The sequence below is a fragment of the Streptococcus plurextorum DSM 22810 genome (assembly GCF_000423745.1).
Classification (GTDB): Bacteria; Bacillota; Bacilli; order Lactobacillales; family Streptococcaceae; genus Streptococcus; species Streptococcus plurextorum.
The window spans coordinates 22,071-43,259 of sequence record NZ_AUIO01000006.1 but is presented as its reverse complement, the minus strand read 5'-3'; the positions used below and the strand labels follow the sequence as shown (position 1 = coordinate 43,259).

The window sequence follows — 21,189 nt, the reverse complement described above, 5'->3', positions numbered from 1 at the left end:
TTACTTCTCCACTTCCTTGATGCACCAAGCAATCAGCTCCTCCAAGCGTTCAATTTGTCCTGTCATGTGCAGGTAGCCCATAACCGCTTCAAAGCCTGTGGACATCTTGTAGGTGATGATATCAGTGTTCTTCGCCTTGGTATTGCTATTGGCGTTACGCCCTCTGCGATAGATGTCTTCTTCTTTTTCGGTTAAAAGCTGTGCTTCTAGCATTTTTGTGATTAGGGCAGCTTGTGCCTTAGCCGACACGTAGCGAGTAGCTAGGCGGTGCAACTGATTGGGTCTGGTCTGCCCTTGGAAAATCAAGTGATGACGAATGTACAAAGAATACACCGCATCCCCTTCAAAAGCCAGGGCAATGCCGTTGATGAGATTGACATCTACTGCCTTAGTCACGTGTCCACCTCACACCATCCTTGGTATCCAAGAGCTTGATGCCCTGAGCTGCCAATTCATCACGAATACGGTCAGCCGTCGCAAAATCCCGATTGGCACGAGCTGTTTGGCGTTCTGCTATCAAGGCCTCAATCTCGCTGTCCAAGACTTCCTCTTCAAAGACAATACCGAACACTTCCAGCATTTTCCCAAACGCTTCTTTGACAGTTTCATCATAGTTGCCTGAGTTGATCCACTTGGCAAAGTCAAAGATAGCCGTAATCCCATTTGCCGCATTGAAATCATCATCCATGGCTGCTTCAAAGGCTGCCAAGTGTTTGGCCAAACCTGCATCGTCTGACACAGCCGACAAAGGCTGGGTGTAGGTATTTTTCAGGTATTTGAGATTGATTTCCGCATCTGAAATAGCCTTCTCAGTGTAGTTGAGTGGACGGCGGTAGTGCTGGGTGGCTAGGAAGAATCGCAAGATTTGCCCGTCAATTTGTTCCAACATGTCATGTGCTGTCAGGAAATTGCCCAAGGACTTGGACATCTTCTCATCGTTGATATTGAGCATGGCATTGTGCATCCAATAATTCGCAAAAGTCTGACCTGTCTTGCACTCGGACTGGGCGATTTCATTGGTATGGTGGGGGAATTCCAAGTCCGCCCCCCCACCGTGAATGTCAATGGTATCTCCCAAAATCTCTGTCGCCATGACCGAGCATTCGATATGCCAGCCTGGGCGGCCAAGCCCCCAAGGGCTTTCCCAAGATACTTCACCCTGTTTAGTAGATTTCCAAAGGGCAAAATCAAAAGGATGTTCCTTGAGTTGACCTTCTCCCTCAACCCGACCAGAAGCCCCCGCCTCTAAGTCAGATAGGGTTTTGTTGGCCAATCGGGCATAGTTTTCAGCCTTTTCCACACGAAAATAAACATCACCAGCCGCTTCATAGGCGTAACCCTTGTCAATCAAGACCTGCACAAAATCAATGATTTCATCCATGTAGTCGATGACACGAGGATTTTTGGTGGCGGGTTTGACACCCAGTTTTTCCACATCTTCTTTGAAGGCAGCGATAAACTTATCAGACAGTTCCTTGGTTGTCATGCCTGCAACACTCGCAGCCTTGATAATCTTGTCATCCACATCTGTAAAGTTTGAGATGTAGGTCACATCAAAGCCACGGTATTCAAAATAGCGACGGATGGTATCAAAAGCCACCACACTCCGAGCATTTCCGATATGGATATAGTTGTAAACCGTTGGACCGCAGACATACATCTTGACGGTATTTTCAGTAAGAGGTATAAAAACTTCCAAATCACGTGTGAGGGTGTTATAAATCTTAATCATTGTCGTTCTCTTTCCTTGTTTCTAGTGATTGACTATCTTTTAACTCTTTCATGGATTGCTCAAGCATCGCGTTCACATAAGACATCGCCATCACCATAATCGCAGCCGCTATCACAATCCCCCATTTTTGTTGGATAAAAGCCACTACTAAACTAATGCCGACTACTCCCAAACAGTAGGTCGAGATAAGTTTTAATAGTTGCAAGCGATTATATAGTTTTTTCATAATAGCCTCACTTTCTTATCTTCCATTATACCACAAAAAGAGCCTCAGACCGAGACTCTCACTTTAGGATAATTCTCCTGCTATCTTGAGTGTGATATCAAAAAAGTGGAGAAGGTCCGTTTCGTCGTGCCCTTCTCTAGCATCCCATTCCCCTTCATGGTCGACAAAATCCGATGTGTAGAAGAAATGGTAGACATCAGCTTGGCGGAATTGCGCCCAAGCAGCAACCGCAGACCATTCCATATCTACTACCTGAGCGCCTGCCGCCTTACGACGCGCTACTTTATCTGGTGTTTCGCGGTAAAAGGCATCTGTCGTCCAAGCCTTACAGGACACATAAGGAATGCTGTGCTTGTCCAAGATGCCTGTAAAGTGCGCCATGTGTGTCACTGAGTAACCAATCTCATCAGAAGCTGGCGCATAATGATAAGACACACCTTCATCACGCAGGCTGGTCGTCGGGACAATGAGTTTATTGCTCTCAAGACTGCCATCTAAGACGCCACAGGTACCAAAAATGATAAAGTGTTTAAAACCAGCCACCTTTAGTTCTTCTAAAGTCCCTACCAGAGCAGGAGCCCCAAGCAGGGCTTTCATGACCGCAACCTTTTGGTCTCCTTTTTCATAAATGTACCAAGGTTGCTTGCCATTGATATTGGACTTATAGCCACCATAGCGCACGCTTTCTTTTGCTTGAATCAGCTCAAAAAGGCTCCCAGAAAAGGGCATGATTATGGTATCACAGACCTCTTCTGCCTCCATTTCCCCTTTGACTGCAAAAATATCTTCTGGATTGATCACCGCACGCGCGGGGTCAAATTCATCTAGTAGCATGTGGTCCTCCTTTTGAGTCTAGATAGACCACTTGGGTCTGTTTGGTAAAACCGATATTTTCGTACAGCCGCTTAGCGACATGGTTGTCATCTTCGACGGCGATTTGAAAAGGTTTGTCGTTTTTCCTGATAAGGTCGTTGACGACAGACTTGACCAGGTAAGTGCCGTAACCTTTTTGTTGATGGTCGGGTGCAATAGCTAAACCGTACAGGTAGTTAACATCGGTCGAGATATCTACTGTACAAGACCCGATAACTGCTCCGCTATTTTCCAAAAGATAAAGCAAACTATCTGTATCCGCAATGGCCTCACGGGCGTAACGAAGCGCCACCTGGTAATCGCTATCAAAGACCTGTGCCTGGAAGCGTGCAATGTCGTCTGCATGGTGAGCTTGTGCCAAACTTACTGTGAGTTCAGCCTGTTGTGAGAACTGATAAGGCTCTCGCTCACGTCCCATCCATGTCTCAGTGTCAGTATTCTCCACCAAGCTCCATGCTGTCGCAAGGTCTGGGTGCTTAACCAGAAAGACTCGCTCAGTCTGAAAGGTCTCACTAGCAATAGGATAGTTAGCCGTCTCTGCCTGGTAGCAGGCATATAACTTTCGTGCTAGCCCCTGTCTGCGGTGGTCTGGATGCACAAGGATTGCAAGCTCCACATCTTCATCATCAGCGTATACGGTCAAGAGTCCCACCAACTGTTCGCCTTGATAAGCCAAGAAAAAAGCTGGCATTTCAGGGTCAAAGTTGAGCATGTTTGACAAGTAAGGTGTCCGATAGGTTCCGTCATGGGTTTGCACGGTTTTTATCAAGTCTTTTACCGCAGCTAACTGCTGGGCGTTCAGGGTATTAGTTGCTGTTATCATCTTTCTCTTTCTATGACTAACCCACACAAGGCAAGCCTTGTGTGGTTTTTTTTACAAATGAGATGACCGGTGGCTGGCTTCTTTTAAGTCTTCCATCTTGGTCAGGTAATGTTCACGATGGTCTTCCAAATCATGGATAACCTTATCATCTTTTTTGCCATGGACACGAACGATTTTAGCAGGCATTCCGACAACTGTCACATTTGCTGGGACATCTGCAAGGACAACAGCCGCTGCACCGACCTTGGCATTTTCACCGATTTCCACAGGTCCGATAACCTGTGCGTGGGCTGATACTAAGGCACCTCGCCTTACTGTCGGATGGCGTTTGCCACAATCCTTACCTGTACCTCCCAGAGTCACCCCATGATAAAGCATGACCCCCTCCTCGATGACCGCTGTCTCTCCGATGACTAACCCTGCGCCGTGGTCGATAAAGACTCCAGCCGCTATCTCTGCTCCTGGATGAATTTCGATATTAGTCCAAAAACGCCAGAATTGGCTGTGCATCCGTGCTAAAAGTCTGAGATTGTGCCGCCAGAGCCAATGAGAAAGTCTATGCGCAGCTAGTGCTTTTAGCCCAGGATAGGTCAAGAGCACTTCAGCTGTCGAACGTGCCGCAGGGTCCAACTCTTTAATGATATTAATTGATTTTTTCCACCACCCCACGCTGCAAGCTCTCCTTTATTGTATATCTTTCCAAAAAATTCGAAGATGTTTCTGGTCAAAGGCATCAATAACGACACCTAGTGTCTCAGAAAGATCATTCTCTCCTGATTCAGGCTGTTTAATGTCCTGTAAAGTCCAAGCAATGACGACACCATTGGCTTTTTGAAAAGCACCCCCAAAGGCTTCTTTTTGATACCATTTTGCAAAGCTCTGCACATTAGAAAAGACAGGTAGATAACTCTCACCTTCAGCCGTCGACATGGTCGGAAAGAGTCTATCACTACTTCCGTCTTCATTTGGATGCACAAATGTCGGAACTAAGTAAACCTTATCCATAAGATCCGCTTCAATATTCTTAGTCCCCATCACCTGATTCAGCATAGTGGTATAGTGGTTGGTAAAAGCAATCAACTCACTCGATTTGAAGATGGTTCTATTTCCAGTATCACCACTGGACTTGAGGTTAAAAACCAAACCTGATAGTTGTTTAACGATAACCTCTTCTAGAACTTCTAGAGTCCTTCTTTCAATCCACTCCTGCTGACGGGCACTAGCTTGTTGGGACTTGAATGCTTCCAAATCCTCCACATCTGTAAAGACAGGGGTTACTTTTTGCCCGTCAATGTCTAGCGCGTAAGGCTGACTACTAGCCAAAACTGGTTGACCATGTAATCGTGTTACAAAACTCATAATGGCGAGAAAATCATTTGGATTTTCCAAGAAGGCACGCAAGTCTTTATCTAGTTGTTCTAACCCCGTCATCTTAGTCCACCTTGTCTTCTGTTGGTCGTGGTTTTGGCTCACGGAAATGCCCTCCTAAACCAGATCCATGATGGTCTTTTTGTCCCTTGCGGTCAGACTTGCCATGATGATCTCGGCGTGGACGGTCTGAACGCTCACGCTTTTCTGGTTCGACATAGCCTTCTGGTTTTGGAAGAAGAGCTTTCATAGACGCATCAACACGCCCTTTGTCATCAATTTTGATGACCTTCACGGTTACAGTGTCTCCAATTTCAACCAAATCTTCTGGTTTATTGACACGGGTCCAAGCCATTTCAGAGACGTGAACAAGGGCATCTGTCTTGTCAAAGAGGTTGACAAAGGCACCGAATTTTTCAAGGCGAACCACTTTAGCTTCATACACTTCGTCGACCTTAGCTTCACGGACAAGTCCTGCAATGATTTCTTTAGCACGGTTGATTGCTGCTTGGTCTGATGAGAAGATGGACACTAGGCCATCTTCATCGATATCGATTTTAACACCAGTTTCTGCGATAATCTTGTCAATGGTTTCTCCACCTTTACCGATAACCACTTTAATCTTGTCAACATCGATAGTAATCGTATCAATCTTAGGAGCTGTTGGGGCAAGCTCTGCACGAGGTTCTGCAATAGTCGCTTCGATGACATCCAAAATCTCAAAACGCGCTTTCTTAGCCTGAGCCAAGGCTTCTTCCAAGATTTGCGGTGTAATCCCTTCAATCTTAATATCCATCTGCAGGGCTGTGATTCCCTCACGGGTACCAGCAACCTTGAAGTCCATGTCTCCAAAGTGATCTTCAAGACCTTGAATATCAGTCAAGACCGTGTAATTAGTACCATCTGAAATCAATCCCATAGCAATACCCGCAACAGGTGCCTTGATTGGCACACCACCTGCCATAAGAGCCAGTGTCCCTGCGCAGATTGAGGCTTGGGAAGACGAACCGTTTGACTCAAGCACTTCAGCTACCAAACGAATGGCATAAGGAAACTCTTCTAGGCTTGGCAAGACCTGCTCAAGCGCACGCTCTCCTAGAGCACCGTGACCGATTTCACGACGACCAGCCGCACCGTAACGCCCTGTTTCACCGACTGAATACTGTGGGAAATTATAGTGGTGTAGGAAACGTTTTTTATACTCATCATCAAGACCATCGATGATTTGCGTTTCTCCCATCGGAGCAAGTGTCAAGACAGAAAGCGCCTGGGTTTGCCCACGTGTGAAAAGACCTGAACCATGTACTTTTGGCAAAAAGTCAATCTCTGCATCAAGCGGACGGATTTCATCGACACGACGACCATCAGGACGAATTTTATCCTCAGTGATCAAGCGGCGTACTTCGGCATGTTCCATTTGCTCAAGGATTTCTGCCACATCGCGCATGATGGTTGAGAGATTGTCATCATCCGCATAGCGCTCTTCGTACTCAGCTACGACACGCTCTTTGACAGCTTCTGTAGCTGCTTCACGTGCTTTTTTCTCCTCGACTTGAACAGCTTGTTGCAAATCAGCATTGTATTTAGCTACAATTTCAGCTTGGAGTTCTGCGTTGACTTGTAATAGCTCGACTTCGGCCTTTTCTTTACCGATAGCAGCCACAATCTCTTCTTGGAAAGCAATCAATTCTTGGATAGCTCTGTGACCAATGAGCAGAGCTTCTAACATGATGTCTTCAGACAATTCTTTTGCGCCAGACTCTACCATGTTGATAGCTTCTTTGGTTCCTGCTACAGTTAATTCTAATAGCGAAGCTTCTGCCTGTGCCTTGTCTGGGTTGATGATAAATTCACCATCAATATAACCAACTTGCACCCCAGCAATTGGTCCATTAAATGGAATATCAGAAATCGATAAAGCCAGTGAACTACCAAACATAGCTGCCATAGGAGCGCTAGCATTTTCATCGTAAGACAAAACGGTATTGATGACTTGGACTTCATTGCGGAAGCCTTCTGCAAACATTGGACGAATCGGACGGTCAATGAGACGCGCTGTCAAGGTAGCATCCGTTGATGGACGACCTTCACGTTTCATCCAACCACCAGGGAATTTCCCTGCTGCGTACATTTTTTCTTCATAATTGACCTGAAGCGGGAAGAAATCCCCTGTAGCCATTTTTTTAGACATGACAGCTGCCGTCAACACTGTCGACTCTCCGTAGCGCACGATAGTCGCGCCGTTTGCTTGTTTTGCGACTTGGCCAACCTCAACGACTAGAGGACGGCCTGCGAAGGTGGTGGTAAATGTTTGTTTTGCCATGAGCAATACTCCTTAAAAGAATTTGGTACGTCTTGCCTACAAAGGTCAACTGAAATACCTTTTCAGCTCACCTTTGTATCAAGCACGTATCTTCTATATTTTACCATAAATTTAACACAAAAAAGCGCCAAATCATCTTTTGGCGCTACTTTTCTTTAAACTTTCTCAAAAACAAGTCTCTTGTGACTGAGAAGACTTCTAAAAGCTCTTAGACTCGATGCTCTGGAAAGGCCTAGATATTAGCCCAGACACTTTCCAAAATGTTAGTTTGCTCACGACCTGGTCCGACAGAGAAGGTCGAGATACGCACCCCAACTAATTCTCCAATACGACGAACATAGTTACGGGCGTTTTCTGGCAATTCATCAAGGCTACGAACACCTGTGATGTCTTCCTGCCAACCTGGTAATTCTTCATAGATAGGCTTGCAGCGCTTGAGTTGCTCAAGGCTTGCTGGGTAATGGTCGATACGTTGACCATCAAGGTCGTAAGCCACACAGATTTTAACCGTATCAAGACCTGAAAGAACATCGATAGAGTTCAGCGAAAGATTGGTGATACCAGACACACGGCGGCTGTGGCGCATGACAACAGAGTCAAACCACCCAACGCGACGTGGGCGACCAGTTGTCGTGCCGTATTCGTGCCCGATTTCACGAATGCGCTCACCAATCTCATCAAAGAGCTCTGTCGGAAATGGACCATCGCCAACACGGCTAGTGTAAGCTTTACACACACCGACAACCTTATTGATTTTTGAAGGGCCAACACCAGAACCAATGGTCACGCCTCCAGCAACTGGGTTTGACGAGGTTACAAATGGGTAAGTCCCTTGGTCAATATCAAGCATGACACCTTGCGCTCCTTCAAAAAGGACACGTTTGCCATTATCAAGGGCATCATTTAAGATAACAGAAGTATCTGTTACATATTGCTTGATTTGCTGACCGTATTCATAGTATTCTTCAAAGATGTCATCAAAATCAATGGCTGTGCTGTCATACATTTTTTCAAAGAGACGATTTTTTTCAGCCAAGTTTGTCTTAAGACGCTCTGCAAAGATGTCCTTGTCCAAAAGATCAGCGATCCGAATACCGACACGCGCCGCTTTATCCATATAAGCTGGGCCGATTCCCTTAATAGTGGTTCCGATTTTATTGTCACCTTTTGCATCCTCTTGGAGCTGATCAAGTTTGATGTGATAAGGCAAGATGACATGCGCACGGTCTGAGATACGGAGATTGTCTGTTGTGACACCTTCCTCATGTAGATAGGCCAACTCTTTGACCAATGATTTGGGATTGACCACCACACCATTTCCAATCACCGAAATTTTCTCTTTGAAGAAAATCCCTGATGGAATCAAATGTAATTTGAACTTCTTCCCATCAATCACAATCGTGTGCCCTGCATTGTCACCACCTTGATAACGCGCAATAACTTCTGCATCTGCTGATAGGAAATCCGTGATTTTCCCCTTACCTTCGTCCCCCCACTGGGTACCCACAACAACAACTGATGTCATATATCTCTTTTGGGAAAGCCTTAAGCGCTCCCCTCTCCTTTTCTGATAGAACTTATGGCAGGAATTTCACCTGCAAGTTTACCTTACAGTTCATTATAGCAAAAAGGGAACAATATTTCAAAAAACATCTATTATTTCAGAAAAAACCGATTTTTTTAGACCGGCGAGGCAAATAACACTTAAAAGACGAACATTTATTGCAAATGCTCTACAATCTCCTGATTTGCCAAGGCAAGCAACCGTGACTCCTCACACACTTCTAGGAGCTGACACCCTTTAGCAATCAAACCTTGCTCTTTACGACAAATGCCTAAGCGAATCTGTGCCAAAGCTAAACCATCATAACGCTTGATGTCCTGACATAGCTCGAGCAATTGTTCCGTCACTTCTTCACAATCATCATAACACCCATTTTTCAAGTACAGCGTCGATAGGTTCGTTAACAAAACACGTTGATCGTTTTGGATATTGCGATAGCCTTTGTAACGTGATAGGGTTTGGAAAATATAAGGTGACAGTTCCTTAAGTTGTTCGACTGAGAAGTAATGCAAAATAGCGTTAAACAGCCTTAAATCACTGACATACCAAACATCTCTTTTTTTCAAGGAATCCCATATGCGATGCACCAATTCTTGATAATCTGGATTATTTTGTTGAATCCCATGCTTTCTAACCCATAGAAAAATAGCTACCGTATTTTTAATATTTTCAATCGGAACATCTGAGTGCGTCTGTAAATACGCTTCACAGCTCTCCAGCAAGTCTTCCAAAGCCACAAAATCCGATGAACTTAATATATTCCTAACGCTACTAATAATCTTTTGACGCTCACTAGGCTGATAAAAGTTACAAATATACTGAAATTCATCTACTGTCATATCCACTTGATCAAGCAAAAAAAGCATATGCTCAAAATTCGGAATAGCCTTACAGTTCTCAATTTTCGACAAGGCTACGCGTGATAAAAACTCACCGCATACTTCTTGCTGACTGAGCCCTTTTGACTGGCGAATTTTTTGATAAACTTTCCCAAAATCCCATCTCATGCAAACACCTTCTTTCGTAACTAAAGTTTACATTTTTGTAAGCGCTCTACATTCCGTGATAAAATTATATCATAAACGATGAAAGGTGGCTACGCGATGAAAAATACCTTCTTAAAATTAACACTCCTTCTTTTCTCAATATCTGAAGTCGCTTCCGATTGGTGGGAGTGGTTCCCTTGGTAATATGAAAGTCAGGTGAGTCCGATGTATTGAGAGTATTGTTATGATTTTAGTTCTTGAGGTTTTCTATCAAAAAAACCAAGATAACTGTTGAACGCTGATTGATATCCCTTGTGACGTCATATCGGTAAGGACATTATATAATATGTGATTTATATATGCTTCAAAAAGAGGTATAATTAAAATGAAAAGGTTCTTAAAATCTTCAGTGATAGTAGTGACTCTTTTAGCTAGTTTAACATTGACGGTTCTTGTTTTTGCAGCAACCTATAGTAATGGGCCAAATTGGGTGAAAAATAACGAACATTGGCAAGTGAGATATGTCGGTGAAGCTTATGCTGTCTTAGGAAGAGGAAAATCTCACTTTCATTATCGCCGATCGGGGCGCAATTTAGGTGGCGCAACAGCTTTTGCTAGTCCTGACAAGATGGTGAAAAGTGACTATCAAACCTATGCTGTTTGGGATAGCATGAATCCATGGGCTCCAAAAACAGAGTTTCACTATAGCTTTTAAATGAGATAGGTAGGTGATGATCATGTTTAGAGGATGGTACAAAGGTCTGATGTCCTCTTTTTGCCTGGCTTTAGGGGGAAATGTGGTCATAACCTACCTTTTTTTATCTTCTCCTTTTCCTTTTCTCTTATTTCTTGCCTTTAAAGTTTTTTATGAAATCCTTGTCGGGATTTTATGGTTTTCTTATGCCAAAGATTTGCGTGTGCATTATATTCTGGGAAAAAGCAAATGGCTCATCATACTGGAAAACATCGCCTTAGACGGTGTTGCTCTTATTGTGGTAACAATCGGTTTAGCTCATCTGGGGATTTTCAATGCACTATCCTTAGGAATGCTGTTACTGCTATATACCTGTTTTTGTCTTGGAATCGTAATGGATGGTTTAACACTGTTTTTACTATTAAGGAGACTTTTGTGATGAAGATGATTGTAAAGACGTTGCTGAAAAGGCGGTGGTATCTGTTTGCCTTACTGGCGCTTATTACGCTTTTGATGAACATTGTATTTTGGAATGAGTCTAGCAGATACATCCGTGCGCTTCCTTATCTCCAGCAGTTAGAGATATACACAAAAAAAGATTACTATGAACTACATTCTCCAGTTGATTTAAAAAGAGGGGAGGCTATCGAAGATTTAGTGACGGTCATTACAGAAAACTTTTTAGAGCATGATCCGATAGTGGTCTACCAAAATCGCACAACACAAAATGATTATATGGTAGAAGGACTTCTTCAGGACGAATTACACGAAGTCACATTAGAGGATTTAAAGACAAACTTGATAGAAGACTTTAATCCGAGTTTTTTAAATGGCTTACTCATTGTGGGAATTAGCCCTTCTCAAGCAAAGAACTTCGAAGAGCTGGCGTTAAATATGGGCTACCTTCTCGAACTCCGTTCTCTCAAAGACATTTATCAGGAAGAAGTTGCTTATTTTCAAAGTAATCTCCTTTTTGCAGCAGTGGTGGCCGGCTTTGCTTTGGTCTTTAGTTTTTTCCTGATTCTGATGATTTTATCAGCAGCGATGCGCATTTGCAAGGATGATATCAGGTCCTTGCGTGTGATTGGTATGCCAAGTCTACACATCAGGAGAGCTTTTCTACTGTCTCTTTTGCTTCCTATACTTCTAGCTTTAGGGGGATTTGCTTGCTTTGTTGTTCTGATGCGTGTTCAACTGATTGCAGCAGACATCATCATTTCCCTCCTTCCAAATGCTCTTTTAGTGCTACTCTTTAGTTGGCAAATCAACTACCGTCTGAAAGGGGTTCTTTATGCTTAAATTACAGCATATTACTAAACAGTTCAAGGACAAGCTCCTTTTACATCATGCAGATTTTCAAGCAAGACCAGGTCAGATAACCTTGATTATGGGAAAATCTGGCATTGGAAAAACGACGCTATTGGACATCATTTCTGGCTTGAAACCCTTTGATGAAGGTCGTTATTTCTTTGGTGACCTTGAACTCAATCAAAAGTCTGATTTGAAAATGAGTGCCTTTCGTAGCAGACATATTGGGTATATTTTACAGGACTTTGCCCTGATAGAAGATGGAACGGTTAAGGAAAATCTCTGGCTACCAAGCCTCTATCAAAAAGACATTCCCAAAGAGGACATTGCCAATCGCATCAGCCACCTAGTGAGGTTTTTTCAACTTGAGGAAGTCATGGATAAAAAAGTTAAGCAGATTTCTGGAGGTCAAAAGCAGCGTGCAGCTATCATAAGAAGTCTAGTCTTAGATCCTCAGATAATTCTCGCTGACGAACCCACAGCTAACCTTGATGAGGATAATGTTCAACAGGTAATGGCCATTTTGCAAGAGCAAAAAGCTAAGGGTAAGGTGATTATCATCGCTACACATGATAACAGGACAAAGGCCTATGCCGATACCATTTATTTATTGGAAAATCACAAGTTGATCCGCCAAAATCTGCTGGCTGAGCCCTTTTGACTGGCGATTTTTTTGATAGACTTTTCCATAGTCCCATCTCATGCAAATACTTTCTTTCATAACTAAAGTTTACTTTTCTGTAAGCGTTTTACATTTTGTGATGAAATTATAGCATAAACGATGAAAGGTGGCTACGCGATGAAAAATACTTTCTTAAAATTAACACTCCTTCTTTTCTCAATATCTGAAGTCGCTTTCGATCGGTGGGAATGGTTCCCTTGGTAATATGAAAGCGCCGAATGGGCTGCCAAACAAATCGGTAAGCCTTACAATAATAATTTTTGGAATATCGGTCGTCGCGACGCTTTCTACTGCTCCCATCTCGTCTGAGCTGCTTATAAAGATGTAACCGATGTCGATATCGGAACATGGGCTTGGGGAACACCGATTCATCCATTTGAACTGATGGATTCTGGTGAAACCACCCTGATTTTTAGAAATAAATAAAGGAAATATCTATGGCTAAATTGTATCTAAAATCTTTTTTAGCTATCTGTTTTTCCCTACTACTCTTTGGTTGTCAGGGAAATCAAAAAACAGCACAGACAGCAAGTAAACCCTATCAGTTAGCAATCTTTGACACCAATACAATCCATACCTTTAATCAACAAGATGGAACATTACAAAAAGTAGAAACCTTAGAACGAGCCCAACATTTGAGCTATTGGTCGGAGGGATTTGTGTCAGCAACTGATGGCCTCTATTTTGCCAAAACAAAACCTGACGATCAATTTAAATCATATGTGGCAAAAATTGACAAAACAATCTTAACAGAAGACTTTGTTTCTGCCGAGGGCAATGACACCTACACTTCTACGACAGATGGCGACTACTACTACGCGACAGCTGTTGAAAAGAAACTCTATCTGTCAGGCACCATTGCAGGGAAAAATGCAGATGGCTTCATCGGCGGGAATACTATTCTAGTTTACGATTTAGCCACACGTCAGAAGGAATACATCCAATTATCGACAAGCTATCCTTTAGCCATTTACCACGATCCTGTTCACAATAATTTATTAATCTCCCACGAACAGAATGCACTTCCTGCTATACATTGGACCATCTACAATCTAGATAGCGAGATGGAGCATACGGTCCCTTTCTCAGAAATCGCAACTGAAGAAACCTTCTCGTCTGCTTTTACCATGCTCAATGAGCGATACTATTTCTTATTTGCTAAACACCTTATCGAAGTTAATGCTACAGGAGAAAAAGTGGCCAACTACGATTTGACAGAGTTTGGTTTAGCCAACGCTCACGGTCTTATTGCTAGCGAATAAACAGCCATTATAAATCCGAGACGTCCTCAGATTTATGGTAAAAAGCGAAAGCATGATAATCAAGATAACCACGGGGCAGCTGACACCAATCGTATCACATTTATCTGAATAACCAAATGCCTAAGACGGACTTCTTCCAGGCATTTTTCATTCTACAAAGGATCTAGATGCCCTAATCGCTTAGCTGACATCAATCAAACATTGCTTTCGTTCCAAATAGCACATCTAAGCGGATTGGAAATCAAAGTGTGTCCCTAATTTACCTAAAACCATGGCAAAAGATAACACTACCACGAATGGTCCCCCAATTCTTCAAAACCAGGGGCATACTCGCCTGATTTTCTGATGAGATATGCTATAATATTCTTTATGGATAAGATTATTAAAACTATTGCAGAATCAGGCGCCTTCCGTGCCTATGTGCTTGATGCCACTGAAACGGTAAGAACAGCCCAAAAACATCACCAAACCCTAGCGAGTTCAACTGTCGCTTTGGGACGCACCCTCATCGCTAACTTGATGCTAGCAGCCAACCAAAAAGGTGACACTAAGGTAACCGTTAAGGTGATTGGAGACAGCTCTTTCGGGCATGTCATCTCCGTGGCTGATACAAACGGTCATGTCAAAGGTTATATCCAAAACAAAGATGTTGATGTCAAAAAAACAGCTACTGGTGAAGTCCTTGTCGGTCCATTTATGGGGAATGGTCACTTCGTGGTCATCACAGACTACGGCACTGGAAACCCATATACTTCAACTACACCACTAATTTCTGGGGAAATTGGTGAAGACTTTGCTTACTACCTGACCGAATCTGAGCAAACCCCTTCTGCGGTTGGTCTCAATGTTCTCTTGGATGAAAATGACCTTGTCACAGTAGCCGGTGGCTTTATGCTACAAGTGTTACCTGGCGCTAGCGAAGAGGAGATCGCACGCTACGAAAAACGCATTCAAGAAATGCCTGCCATCTCTACTCTCCTTAAATCAGAGAATCACATCGATGCTTTACTAAATGCCATTTACGGAGACGATGATTTCAAACGTCTCTCTGAGGAAGCCATTAGCTTCGCCTGTGATTGCTCTCGTGAGCGCTTCGAAGCCGCTTTGATAACTCTCGGAAGTACAGAGTTAAAAGCCATGGCACAAGAAGATCATGGTGCTGAGATTACTTGCCAATTTTGCGAAACAACTTATACCTTTACCCAAGAAGAATTGGAGGAGCTCATCAATGACTAAACTCAATTCCTCTTTCATGATTGGGAAGGTTGAAATTCCACACCGTACCGTCTTAGCTCCTATGGCCGGTGTCACTAACTCCGCCTTTCGCACCATCGCCAAAGAATTTGGAGCCGGACTAGTCGTCATGGAGATGATTTCTGAAAAAGGGCTCCTCTACAACAATGAAAAGACCCTTCACATGCTCCATATCGATGACAATGAACACCCTATGTCTATTCAACTCTTTGGAGGCGATGCTGAAGGATTGAAACGCGCAGCAGATTTCATCCAAAACAATACCAAAGCTGACATCGTAGACATTAACATGGGGTGCCCTGTCAATAAGGTTGTTAAAAATGAAGCTGGCGCTAAGTGGTTGAAAGATCCAGATAAAATTTACCATATCGTTAAAGAAGTAACCTCTGTCCTTGATATTCCTCTAACCGTCAAAATGAGAACTGGCTGGGCAGACAACTCACTTGCCGTAGAAAATGCGCTAGCAGCTGAAGCTGGCGGAGTAGCCGCCCTTGCCATGCACGGACGTACCCGCGAGCAGATGTACACAGGTAGCTGTGATCATGAAACCTTAGCCCGTGTTTCCAAAGCCATTACAACTATTCCTTTTATCGGAAATGGCGATGTGCGTAGCGTTCAAGATGCTAAGTTTATGATCGAGGAGCTGGGGGTTGATGCCGTCATGATTGGGCGCGCAGCACTCAACAACCCACACCTCTTTACCCAAATCAACCATTTCTTTGAAACAGGGCAAGAATTGCCTGATCTTCCATTTGTCAAAAAACTAGACATTGCCGAAGAGCACTTGCGCCGATTGGTTAACCTCAAAGGTGAAAAAGTTGCTGTACGTGAATTTCGCGGACTAGCTCCCTACTATCTTCGTGGAACATCTGGCGCTGCCAAGGTTCGTTCTGCGGTGGCTAAGGCTGAGACTTTTTCTGAAGTACAGGGTCACTTTGACAGCTTACGCTAAAACTATCCAACTATCCAACTATCCAACTATCTATCGGTAGTTGGTTTTTTGTTACAAAAATGACAAAATTTATTGATTTTGAAATATTTTTGTAATATAATGTTGCCGAAAAGTCAAAATACAAGAAGGAGATTGCTATGAAAAACTATCAAAAACTTACCGCCATGACGCTGTTAACTAGCCTCTGTTTGTTAGGTGCTTGTAGCAAAAAGGAAGAAACAACCTCAACGACAACCAATGCAAGCAAAAGTAGCCAGACCACTACTCATACAAAGAAAAAAGAGATAGCAACAACTACCCTTGAAACAACCTCTGTTCAAACCGAGGAAACGACAGCGACTACTGTCACACAAACCGAAGCAAGTTCAAGCCAAAGTACCTCAACAATCAACATCAAAGCTCTGGCAAATAATGACTTCTCATCCATTGCTGGCTCTTGGTCTAACGACCTCGGAGAAACCATCACCATTTCCAATGACGGACAGGTGACCAGCTCGATACGAGAGGGCTCATTAAAGTTAGGGAAGGGATTTCTTAGTGACAAGACCTTTGTGACTTCCATTTATAACCCAGACTCTGAAGTTGGTGGCGCTGCTTTCATGGTCATCCCGGGGGGCATCCCTAACCCACACTTCGGAGATGTGACTCCTGCCGATCGTATCTTAATCGGTCAAGATATTAATGCAGATGCCCATCCTTTCACTAGAAATTAATGCTAGACAAAAACCTCGCGTTCATTGACGCGAGGTTTAGAGTGTAGACAAACTTTATTTTCCGTTTAAACAAACTGAAAAGCTCTGCTAATTTGAGATAGGGTTACCGATTTTGCGAGTGAAAGCGAACCACATCAGATACTTTTCGACCTGATGAAAGTGGCAAGACTATTAGTATTTCCACCACCAAGAATTTTTGAGGTCCTAGGCTCAAAAATTAGGTATGGAATTAAGGAGGAAGTCGCTACCGTCCGCACCACTTAAGAAAAGTATCAAAAGAACTTTTTCTTCAATTTGAACCCCGCGTTCACTAACGCGAGGTTCTTTTTAGATGATATCAAATTTTAGTTTACCTTTTTGCACACCAATTTTCAAGGTGTGTCCTGCTTGTAGATGGCCTGATAATAGTAACTCTGCCAAATGGTCTTCAACCTCCGTTTGCAAACGACGTCGTAAAGGACGAGCCCCCATCTCCACATCATAGCCCATTTCAGCTAAACGCTTCAGGGCAGATGCTTGGAATTTCAGACTAATGCCTTTTTCAGCAAGGCTTGCTACCAATGGCTTGACCATCACTTTAACGATGTCTTGCATGTTGGCTTCGGATAAACTATGGAAAACCACTTTTTCATCAATACGATTGAGAAATTCTGGACGATAAGCTTTTTTTAATTCTTCAAAGATACGCTTTTGCATGGCCTCGTAGTCATGAGCAAGAGCTTTTGTTCCAAATCCAACGGTCTTATCGTCACGAAGTGCTGTGGCTCCTAAGTTTGAAGTCATAATGATAATTGTATTTGAAAAATCAACCTTACGCCCACGACTATCGGTCAAAACACCGTCATCAAGCACCTGCAGAAGAAGGTTAAAAATGTCTGGGTGAGCCTTTTCAACCTCATCAAAAAGTAGGACAGAATAAGGCTTATTTCTAACTTTCTCTGTCAACTCCCCACCTTCATCATAACCAACATAGCCTGGAGGGGCACCGTTTAAGCGACTGGCTGCAAATTTTTCCATGTACTCAGACATGTCAAAACGAATCAAAGCAGACTCATCATCAAAGAGTAGCTCTGCCAAAGCCTTAGCAAGCTCTGTCTTTCCAACACCTGTTGGTCCTAAAAACATAAATGATCCGATAGGACGTTTGCCTGTCCTAATACCAGACTGGTTGCGACGAATGGCACGACTAATTGCTGAAACCGCCTCATCTTGTCCAATGACACGCTTGTGTAACTCTTTTTCCAAATTAAGGTATTTCTGACTATCTTTCTGGGTCATTTTCTCAACCGGAATGCCCGACAAGCGACTAAGCGTATTGAGAACATGCTCTTCTGTCACAACAATAGCTTCAGGTGCTTTGATTGCCTTTGAAGCTTTGACCTGTCTGACCACCTGATCAAAATCACCTGAAATCAGCGCTAAATCAAGAGGCGTCAACATCTCCTCTGTCTGACGTTTAGACATGATCTGTACCGTAGCGCTAGCTTCATCCAAAAGGTCAATAGCTGAATCAGGTAACTTTTTGCTAGTCAAATAGCGGTGAGCTACTCGTACTGCTGTCTCAATAGTATCATCTGAAATACTAACCTTATGAAAAGATTCATAGCTTGGACGTAACCCTTTCAAAATAGTGACAGTATCCGCTTCGGTAGGTTCTTCAATCACTATCTTGGCAAAACGACGCGAAAGGGCAGCATCTTTTTCCAAATGCTTTTGATACTCTGCCTGCGTCGTTGCCCCAACCATATGGAGAGTCCCTCGCGATAGAGCTGGTTTCAAGATATTGGCTGCATCAAGCGTCGCATCTACACCACTGCCAGTCCCCATAATGGTATGCAGTTCATCGATAAATAGAATGATTTTCCCGTCAGTCTCAATATCTTCGATGATTTGATTCATCCGTTCCTCAAAATCTCCACGGAATCGCGTCCCTGCAACTACTGACATCATATCAAGCTCTAGTACTCTCATATGCTGTAGTTCTAGTGGTGTCTCTCCAGTGGCGATACGTTGAGCCAGTCCATAAGCCAGAGCTGTTTTTCCGACACCAGCATCTCCAACTAAGACGGGATTGTTCTTAGTCTTACGGCTCAAGACTTGAATCATCCGAGTAATTTCTTTGTCACGACCGACCACTGGATCCAAAAGTCCCTGCTCTGCCATTGCCGACAAATCACGCGTGAAATCAGAAAGTTCCCCCGCTGTGCTCGGCGGCTTCATCATATCTGAGAACCCACCACCATTTTTAGCTTTTTTAGGCTTTCTCATATCGTGAATCGCCTTAAGGTCTTCTTTGCTAATCCCTGCGTGACGCTCCAAGGTCTTTCTAAGATCAATCAAGCGTAGCGAATTGCCATCGTCTTTCCCCTTAAATCCAGCCAATTCCAAAATTCGAGTCGCCAAAAGGTCTTGATTGAGTAGCATAGCAAAGAGGACATGTTCTGTTCCCACCTCTTTAGCATGGATGGTTTGTGCAATAGCATGCGCTTGATCTAAGAGTTCACTCAACGCCTTAGAATTTGGACGCAAGGTGTCTCCTAGTTTCAGATTATCCTGCGGTGCTTTTCCAATAGCCAAAATAGCTGCCGCTTCATACTCCTCAACGCGAATGCTTTCCTCGTATTCTGCAAAGGTCAATCCTGCTACCGAATCATGCAATGAAACCATCGCCAATAGGAGATGCCAACTCTCCAAATACAAACTGTCATATCGTGCAGCTTGCTCCTGTCCAAGACGGAAAACTTCCCGCATTTTTACTGAATATTCGACCATAATTACCCTTTTCTATCTAATCTTTGAAGAATTTTTCTAAGCTGACGCGCTCGAATCGTTCCTGCATCTGCTCCTAAAACGTCATCACTCGTTACGGCTAAAAGAAAATTTCCTTCACGCTCAGTGAGTAATTTTTCATTGTAAAGCAACTGCATCAAATCAGCAAAGACTTGTTCACTAGGAGATTGACAATATTTATTAAGCAACTCACCAATGAAATGATGTTGATCTGAAAAAGCTAGTTTGGCAATACGAATATAACCACCACCACCACGCTTACTCTCTACCAGGTAACCCCTGCTCTCTGTGAAACGAGTCTTAATGACATAATTAATCTGGCTAGGCACAACCCGAAATACCTCAGCCAACTGGGAGCGTTGAATCTCTGCCTTTCCTGTTTGAGCAAGGAGCTGTTTAATGTGCTCTTCAATGCTATCGGACGTGTTTTTAAAAACCATCACAACCTCCTTGTTTGACTAATACTGACCTTATTATATCAGAAAATGCTCGACTTTTGTACTATTTAGCAAGAATGGAAAGCCTCCCTAATTGGACTTGAAAGTCACCAATTGGAATGAGGGAAAGAAATACCAAGTCACTAAATCAAAACGCCTTGAAAAAGAGCCGATAGTCTGTCAAATGGCTTGATTTCAAGAAAAGAATCATATAATAGAAGCACAAAAGGGGTGAGGGCATGCTAATTTATAGCAAAGATATCAAAACGCTAAAACGCTCGATTAATATTTTTATGTTTGTTGTGGATGCCATACTTAGCTCTTTGGACATATTGGTTCATGTATGACGAGACCATCATTGCTCAATAGATTGCCATCTTCGTCATTATACCCGCTTTTTTCAACCCATATTTTGGTATCCCATTCTTGGTTTAGTTCTGGCAATGGTTATTAGTAGCTATCGCAGAAAATGAAATGAAACGCTAAGGCAAGTTAATGGACAACTCATTTGATTTGTGGCAATATCCTTGTGACTTCTGTCCAGTGTTTTTGGTGTTATTACTTCAAGGCCGTCTTACTGGCAGAGAAAAGATTAACACCTAAACATAGGGTGTTCCAGAAGTCTACGACTGATTGTTTTAACAGAAAAGACTTAAAATCAGAGTTATTTCAACTTGATTTTAAGTCTTTTAATGATTATCACTTTGCACTTTTGCTTTCGAGGCTTTATTGAATTTAAAAGGCATTAAATCACCAAACGACATGCCGATGGCACTCGCTCCTTAGCATTCGTCATTTTTAGGACATCATCATGATGAGACTCTGATAAGATGTCTCCATCTTTCAGTAACAATATCGAGTGATACTGTTGCAAATCTTCGTCACATTCTTCGCACCAACGCTTCTCATTTTTATCCCAAAACGCCGCTAAATAGTTCGCTCGGCTATCAAAGTAGGGAAAGCCCTCTTTTAATTTTTTCCATTGTGCTAGATATTTCTCTTTAGCACCTTCAAAATCAGAAAATGACCACTCTTCTATGATATCCTTTTTCCAATCATCTAAAAACCACCAGGGTTCAAAATCCCCATATAACTTAATAACTTGATACATAATTTCCCTCAACTGTTCGATTATTATAAACCTTTTTAGGCCATAAGGGAAAAAATATGCTTACGATTTTATGTTTACAGGCAAAATAGAA

General features: G+C 43.0%; 21 protein-coding genes. 8 read left to right on the top strand and 13 right to left on the bottom strand.

Features of this window, described 5'->3' with window-relative positions:
• The 10 genes from G575_RS0105860 to G575_RS0105815 form a co-directional block, all read right to left on the bottom strand.
• Positions 1-396, bottom strand: a complete 396-nt coding sequence (locus G575_RS0105860; RefSeq protein WP_027971905.1) for a Mini-ribonuclease 3 — start codon at positions 394-396, stop codon at positions 1-3.
• Positions 389-1,732 carry a cysteine--tRNA ligase gene (gene cysS / locus G575_RS0105855; RefSeq protein ID WP_027971904.1) on the bottom strand — a complete coding sequence of 448 codons (1,344 nt, stop codon included), beginning with the start codon at positions 1,730-1,732 and terminating at the stop codon, positions 389-391. Before cysS ends, G575_RS0105860 begins: the two co-directional genes overlap by 8 nt.
• Positions 1,725-1,958 carry a hypothetical protein gene (locus G575_RS0105850; RefSeq protein WP_027971903.1) on the bottom strand — a complete coding sequence of 78 codons (234 nt, stop codon included), beginning with the start codon at positions 1,956-1,958 and terminating at the stop codon, positions 1,725-1,727. The genes cysS and G575_RS0105850 overlap by 8 nt, the downstream gene beginning before the upstream one ends.
• Positions 1,959-2,021: 63 nt before the next feature.
• Positions 2,022-2,792 (bottom strand): nucleoside phosphorylase, encoded by a 771-nt coding sequence (locus tag G575_RS0105845; protein WP_027971902.1) that lies wholly within the window; start codon positions 2,790-2,792, stop codon positions 2,022-2,024.
• Entirely contained in the window at positions 2,779-3,654 is an 876-nt protein-coding gene (locus G575_RS0105840) for a GNAT family N-acetyltransferase (RefSeq protein ID WP_027971901.1), read from the bottom strand. Before G575_RS0105840 ends, G575_RS0105845 begins: the two co-directional genes overlap by 14 nt.
• Positions 3,655-3,705: 51 nt before the next feature.
• Positions 3,706-4,323 carry a serine O-acetyltransferase gene (gene cysE, locus G575_RS0105835; RefSeq protein ID WP_027971900.1) on the bottom strand — a complete coding sequence of 206 codons (618 nt, stop codon included), beginning with the start codon at positions 4,321-4,323 and terminating at the stop codon, positions 3,706-3,708.
• A 15-nt stretch (positions 4,324-4,338) separates the two neighbouring features.
• The gene (locus G575_RS0105830; protein ID WP_027971899.1) at positions 4,339-5,085 is read right to left on the bottom strand and encodes an SseB family protein; all 747 of its coding nucleotides are present in this window, start codon (positions 5,083-5,085) and stop codon (positions 4,339-4,341) included.
• A 1-nt stretch (position 5,086) separates the two neighbouring features.
• Positions 5,087-7,345 carry a polyribonucleotide nucleotidyltransferase gene (gene pnp, locus G575_RS11215; RefSeq protein WP_083958865.1) on the bottom strand — a complete coding sequence of 753 codons (2,259 nt, stop codon included), beginning with the start codon at positions 7,343-7,345 and terminating at the stop codon, positions 5,087-5,089.
• 232 nt (positions 7,346-7,577) lie between these two features.
• Positions 7,578-8,870, bottom strand: coding sequence for an adenylosuccinate synthase (locus G575_RS0105820; RefSeq protein WP_027971898.1), 1,293 nt, complete (start codon positions 8,868-8,870; stop codon positions 7,578-7,580).
• 194 nt (positions 8,871-9,064) lie between these two features.
• The gene (locus G575_RS0105815; protein WP_027971897.1) at positions 9,065-9,916 is read right to left on the bottom strand and encodes a helix-turn-helix domain-containing protein; all 852 of its coding nucleotides are present in this window, start codon (positions 9,914-9,916) and stop codon (positions 9,065-9,067) included.
• Between the two features lie 364 nt (positions 9,917-10,280).
• Between G575_RS0105815 and G575_RS0105810 the strand changes: the two genes are divergently transcribed.
• The 8 genes from G575_RS0105810 (at position 10,281) to G575_RS0105775 (ending at position 16,760) form a co-directional block, all read left to right on the top strand.
• Entirely contained in the window at positions 10,281-10,610 is a 330-nt protein-coding gene (locus G575_RS0105810) for a hypothetical protein (RefSeq protein ID WP_027971896.1), read from the top strand.
• A gap of 22 nt (positions 10,611-10,632) precedes the next feature.
• Positions 10,633-11,028: a hypothetical protein gene (locus G575_RS0105805; RefSeq protein ID WP_027971895.1), complete on the top strand. Its 396-nt coding sequence runs from the start codon at positions 10,633-10,635 to the stop codon at positions 11,026-11,028.
• The gene (locus G575_RS0105800; protein ID WP_027971894.1) at positions 11,028-11,888 is read left to right on the top strand and encodes a hypothetical protein; all 861 of its coding nucleotides are present in this window, start codon (positions 11,028-11,030) and stop codon (positions 11,886-11,888) included. The genes G575_RS0105805 and G575_RS0105800 overlap by 1 nt, the downstream gene beginning before the upstream one ends.
• Positions 11,881-12,558, top strand: coding sequence for an ABC transporter ATP-binding protein (locus G575_RS0105795; RefSeq protein ID WP_027971893.1), 678 nt, complete (start codon positions 11,881-11,883; stop codon positions 12,556-12,558). The genes G575_RS0105800 and G575_RS0105795 overlap by 8 nt, the downstream gene beginning before the upstream one ends.
• Positions 12,559-13,016: 458 nt before the next feature.
• A complete protein-coding gene (locus G575_RS0105790; RefSeq protein ID WP_027971892.1) occupies positions 13,017-13,841 on the top strand; it encodes a hypothetical protein in 825 nt (274 codons plus the stop codon).
• A gap of 369 nt (positions 13,842-14,210) precedes the next feature.
• Positions 14,211-15,077, top strand: coding sequence for an Hsp33 family molecular chaperone HslO (hslO, locus tag G575_RS0105785; protein WP_027971891.1), 867 nt, complete (start codon positions 14,211-14,213; stop codon positions 15,075-15,077).
• Positions 15,070-16,047, top strand: a complete 978-nt coding sequence (dusB, locus tag G575_RS0105780; protein ID WP_027971890.1) for a tRNA dihydrouridine synthase DusB — start codon at positions 15,070-15,072, stop codon at positions 16,045-16,047. The genes hslO and dusB overlap by 8 nt, the downstream gene beginning before the upstream one ends.
• Positions 16,048-16,184: 137 nt before the next feature.
• Positions 16,185-16,760: a DUF6287 domain-containing protein gene (locus G575_RS0105775; protein ID WP_027971889.1), complete on the top strand. Its 576-nt coding sequence runs from the start codon at positions 16,185-16,187 to the stop codon at positions 16,758-16,760.
• 327 nt (positions 16,761-17,087) lie between these two features.
• Here G575_RS0105775 and G575_RS0105770 read toward each other — a convergent pair whose 3' ends face one another.
• The 3 genes from G575_RS0105770 to G575_RS0105755 all read right to left on the bottom strand — a co-directional run bounded on the left by G575_RS0105770 (position 17,088) and on the right by G575_RS0105755 (position 21,098).
• Positions 17,088-19,532 (bottom strand): ATP-dependent Clp protease ATP-binding subunit, encoded by a 2,445-nt coding sequence (locus G575_RS0105770; RefSeq protein ID WP_027971888.1) that lies wholly within the window; start codon positions 19,530-19,532, stop codon positions 17,088-17,090.
• Between the two features lie 2 nt (positions 19,533-19,534).
• Positions 19,535-19,990 (bottom strand): CtsR family transcriptional regulator, encoded by a 456-nt coding sequence (locus G575_RS0105765; RefSeq protein ID WP_027971887.1) that lies wholly within the window; start codon positions 19,988-19,990, stop codon positions 19,535-19,537.
• A gap of 742 nt (positions 19,991-20,732) precedes the next feature.
• On the bottom strand, positions 20,733-21,098 hold the full coding sequence (locus G575_RS0105755) for a DUF1033 family protein (RefSeq protein ID WP_027971886.1): 366 nt from the start codon (positions 21,096-21,098) through the stop codon (positions 20,733-20,735).
• Positions 21,099-21,189 lie beyond the last annotated feature (91 nt).

Excerpts from the sequence above, each read along its gene's own strand:
- G575_RS0105850 (WP_027971903.1), bottom strand. The coding sequence starts at position 1,958 with ATGAAAAAACTATATAATCGCTTGCAACTATTAAAACTTATCTCGACC.
- G575_RS0105815 (WP_027971897.1), bottom strand. The coding sequence starts at position 9,916 with ATGAGATGGGATTTTGGGAAAGTTTATCAAAAAATTCGCCAGTCAAAA.
- G575_RS0105805 (WP_027971895.1), top strand. The coding sequence starts at position 10,633 with ATGTTTAGAGGATGGTACAAAGGTCTGATGTCCTCTTTTTGCCTGGCT.
- pnp (WP_083958865.1), bottom strand. The coding sequence starts at position 7,345 with ATGGCAAAACAAACATTTACCACCACCTTCGCAGGCCGTCCTCTAGTC.
- G575_RS0105770 (WP_027971888.1), bottom strand. The coding sequence starts at position 19,532 with ATGGTCGAATATTCAGTAAAAATGCGGGAAGTTTTCCGTCTTGGACAG.
- G575_RS0105790 (WP_027971892.1), top strand. The coding sequence starts at position 13,017 with ATGGCTAAATTGTATCTAAAATCTTTTTTAGCTATCTGTTTTTCCCTA.
- dusB (WP_027971890.1), top strand. The coding sequence starts at position 15,070 with ATGACTAAACTCAATTCCTCTTTCATGATTGGGAAGGTTGAAATTCCA.
- G575_RS0105810 (WP_027971896.1), top strand. The coding sequence starts at position 10,281 with ATGAAAAGGTTCTTAAAATCTTCAGTGATAGTAGTGACTCTTTTAGCT.
- G575_RS0105755 (WP_027971886.1), bottom strand. The coding sequence starts at position 21,098 with ATGTATCAAGTTATTAAGTTATATGGGGATTTTGAACCCTGGTGGTTT.
- G575_RS0105800 (WP_027971894.1), top strand. The coding sequence starts at position 11,028 with ATGAAGATGATTGTAAAGACGTTGCTGAAAAGGCGGTGGTATCTGTTT.
- G575_RS0105840 (WP_027971901.1), bottom strand. The coding sequence starts at position 3,654 with ATGATAACAGCAACTAATACCCTGAACGCCCAGCAGTTAGCTGCGGTA.
- hslO (WP_027971891.1), top strand. The coding sequence starts at position 14,211 with ATGGATAAGATTATTAAAACTATTGCAGAATCAGGCGCCTTCCGTGCC.
- G575_RS0105765 (WP_027971887.1), bottom strand. The coding sequence starts at position 19,990 with ATGGTTTTTAAAAACACGTCCGATAGCATTGAAGAGCACATTAAACAG.
- G575_RS0105845 (WP_027971902.1), bottom strand. The coding sequence starts at position 2,792 with ATGCTACTAGATGAATTTGACCCCGCGCGTGCGGTGATCAATCCAGAA.
- G575_RS0105830 (WP_027971899.1), bottom strand. The coding sequence starts at position 5,085 with ATGACGGGGTTAGAACAACTAGATAAAGACTTGCGTGCCTTCTTGGAA.
- G575_RS0105795 (WP_027971893.1), top strand. The coding sequence starts at position 11,881 with ATGCTTAAATTACAGCATATTACTAAACAGTTCAAGGACAAGCTCCTT.
- G575_RS0105775 (WP_027971889.1), top strand. The coding sequence starts at position 16,185 with ATGAAAAACTATCAAAAACTTACCGCCATGACGCTGTTAACTAGCCTC.
- G575_RS0105820 (WP_027971898.1), bottom strand. The coding sequence starts at position 8,870 with ATGACATCAGTTGTTGTTGTGGGTACCCAGTGGGGGGACGAAGGTAAG.
- cysS (WP_027971904.1), bottom strand. The coding sequence starts at position 1,732 with ATGATTAAGATTTATAACACCCTCACACGTGATTTGGAAGTTTTTATA.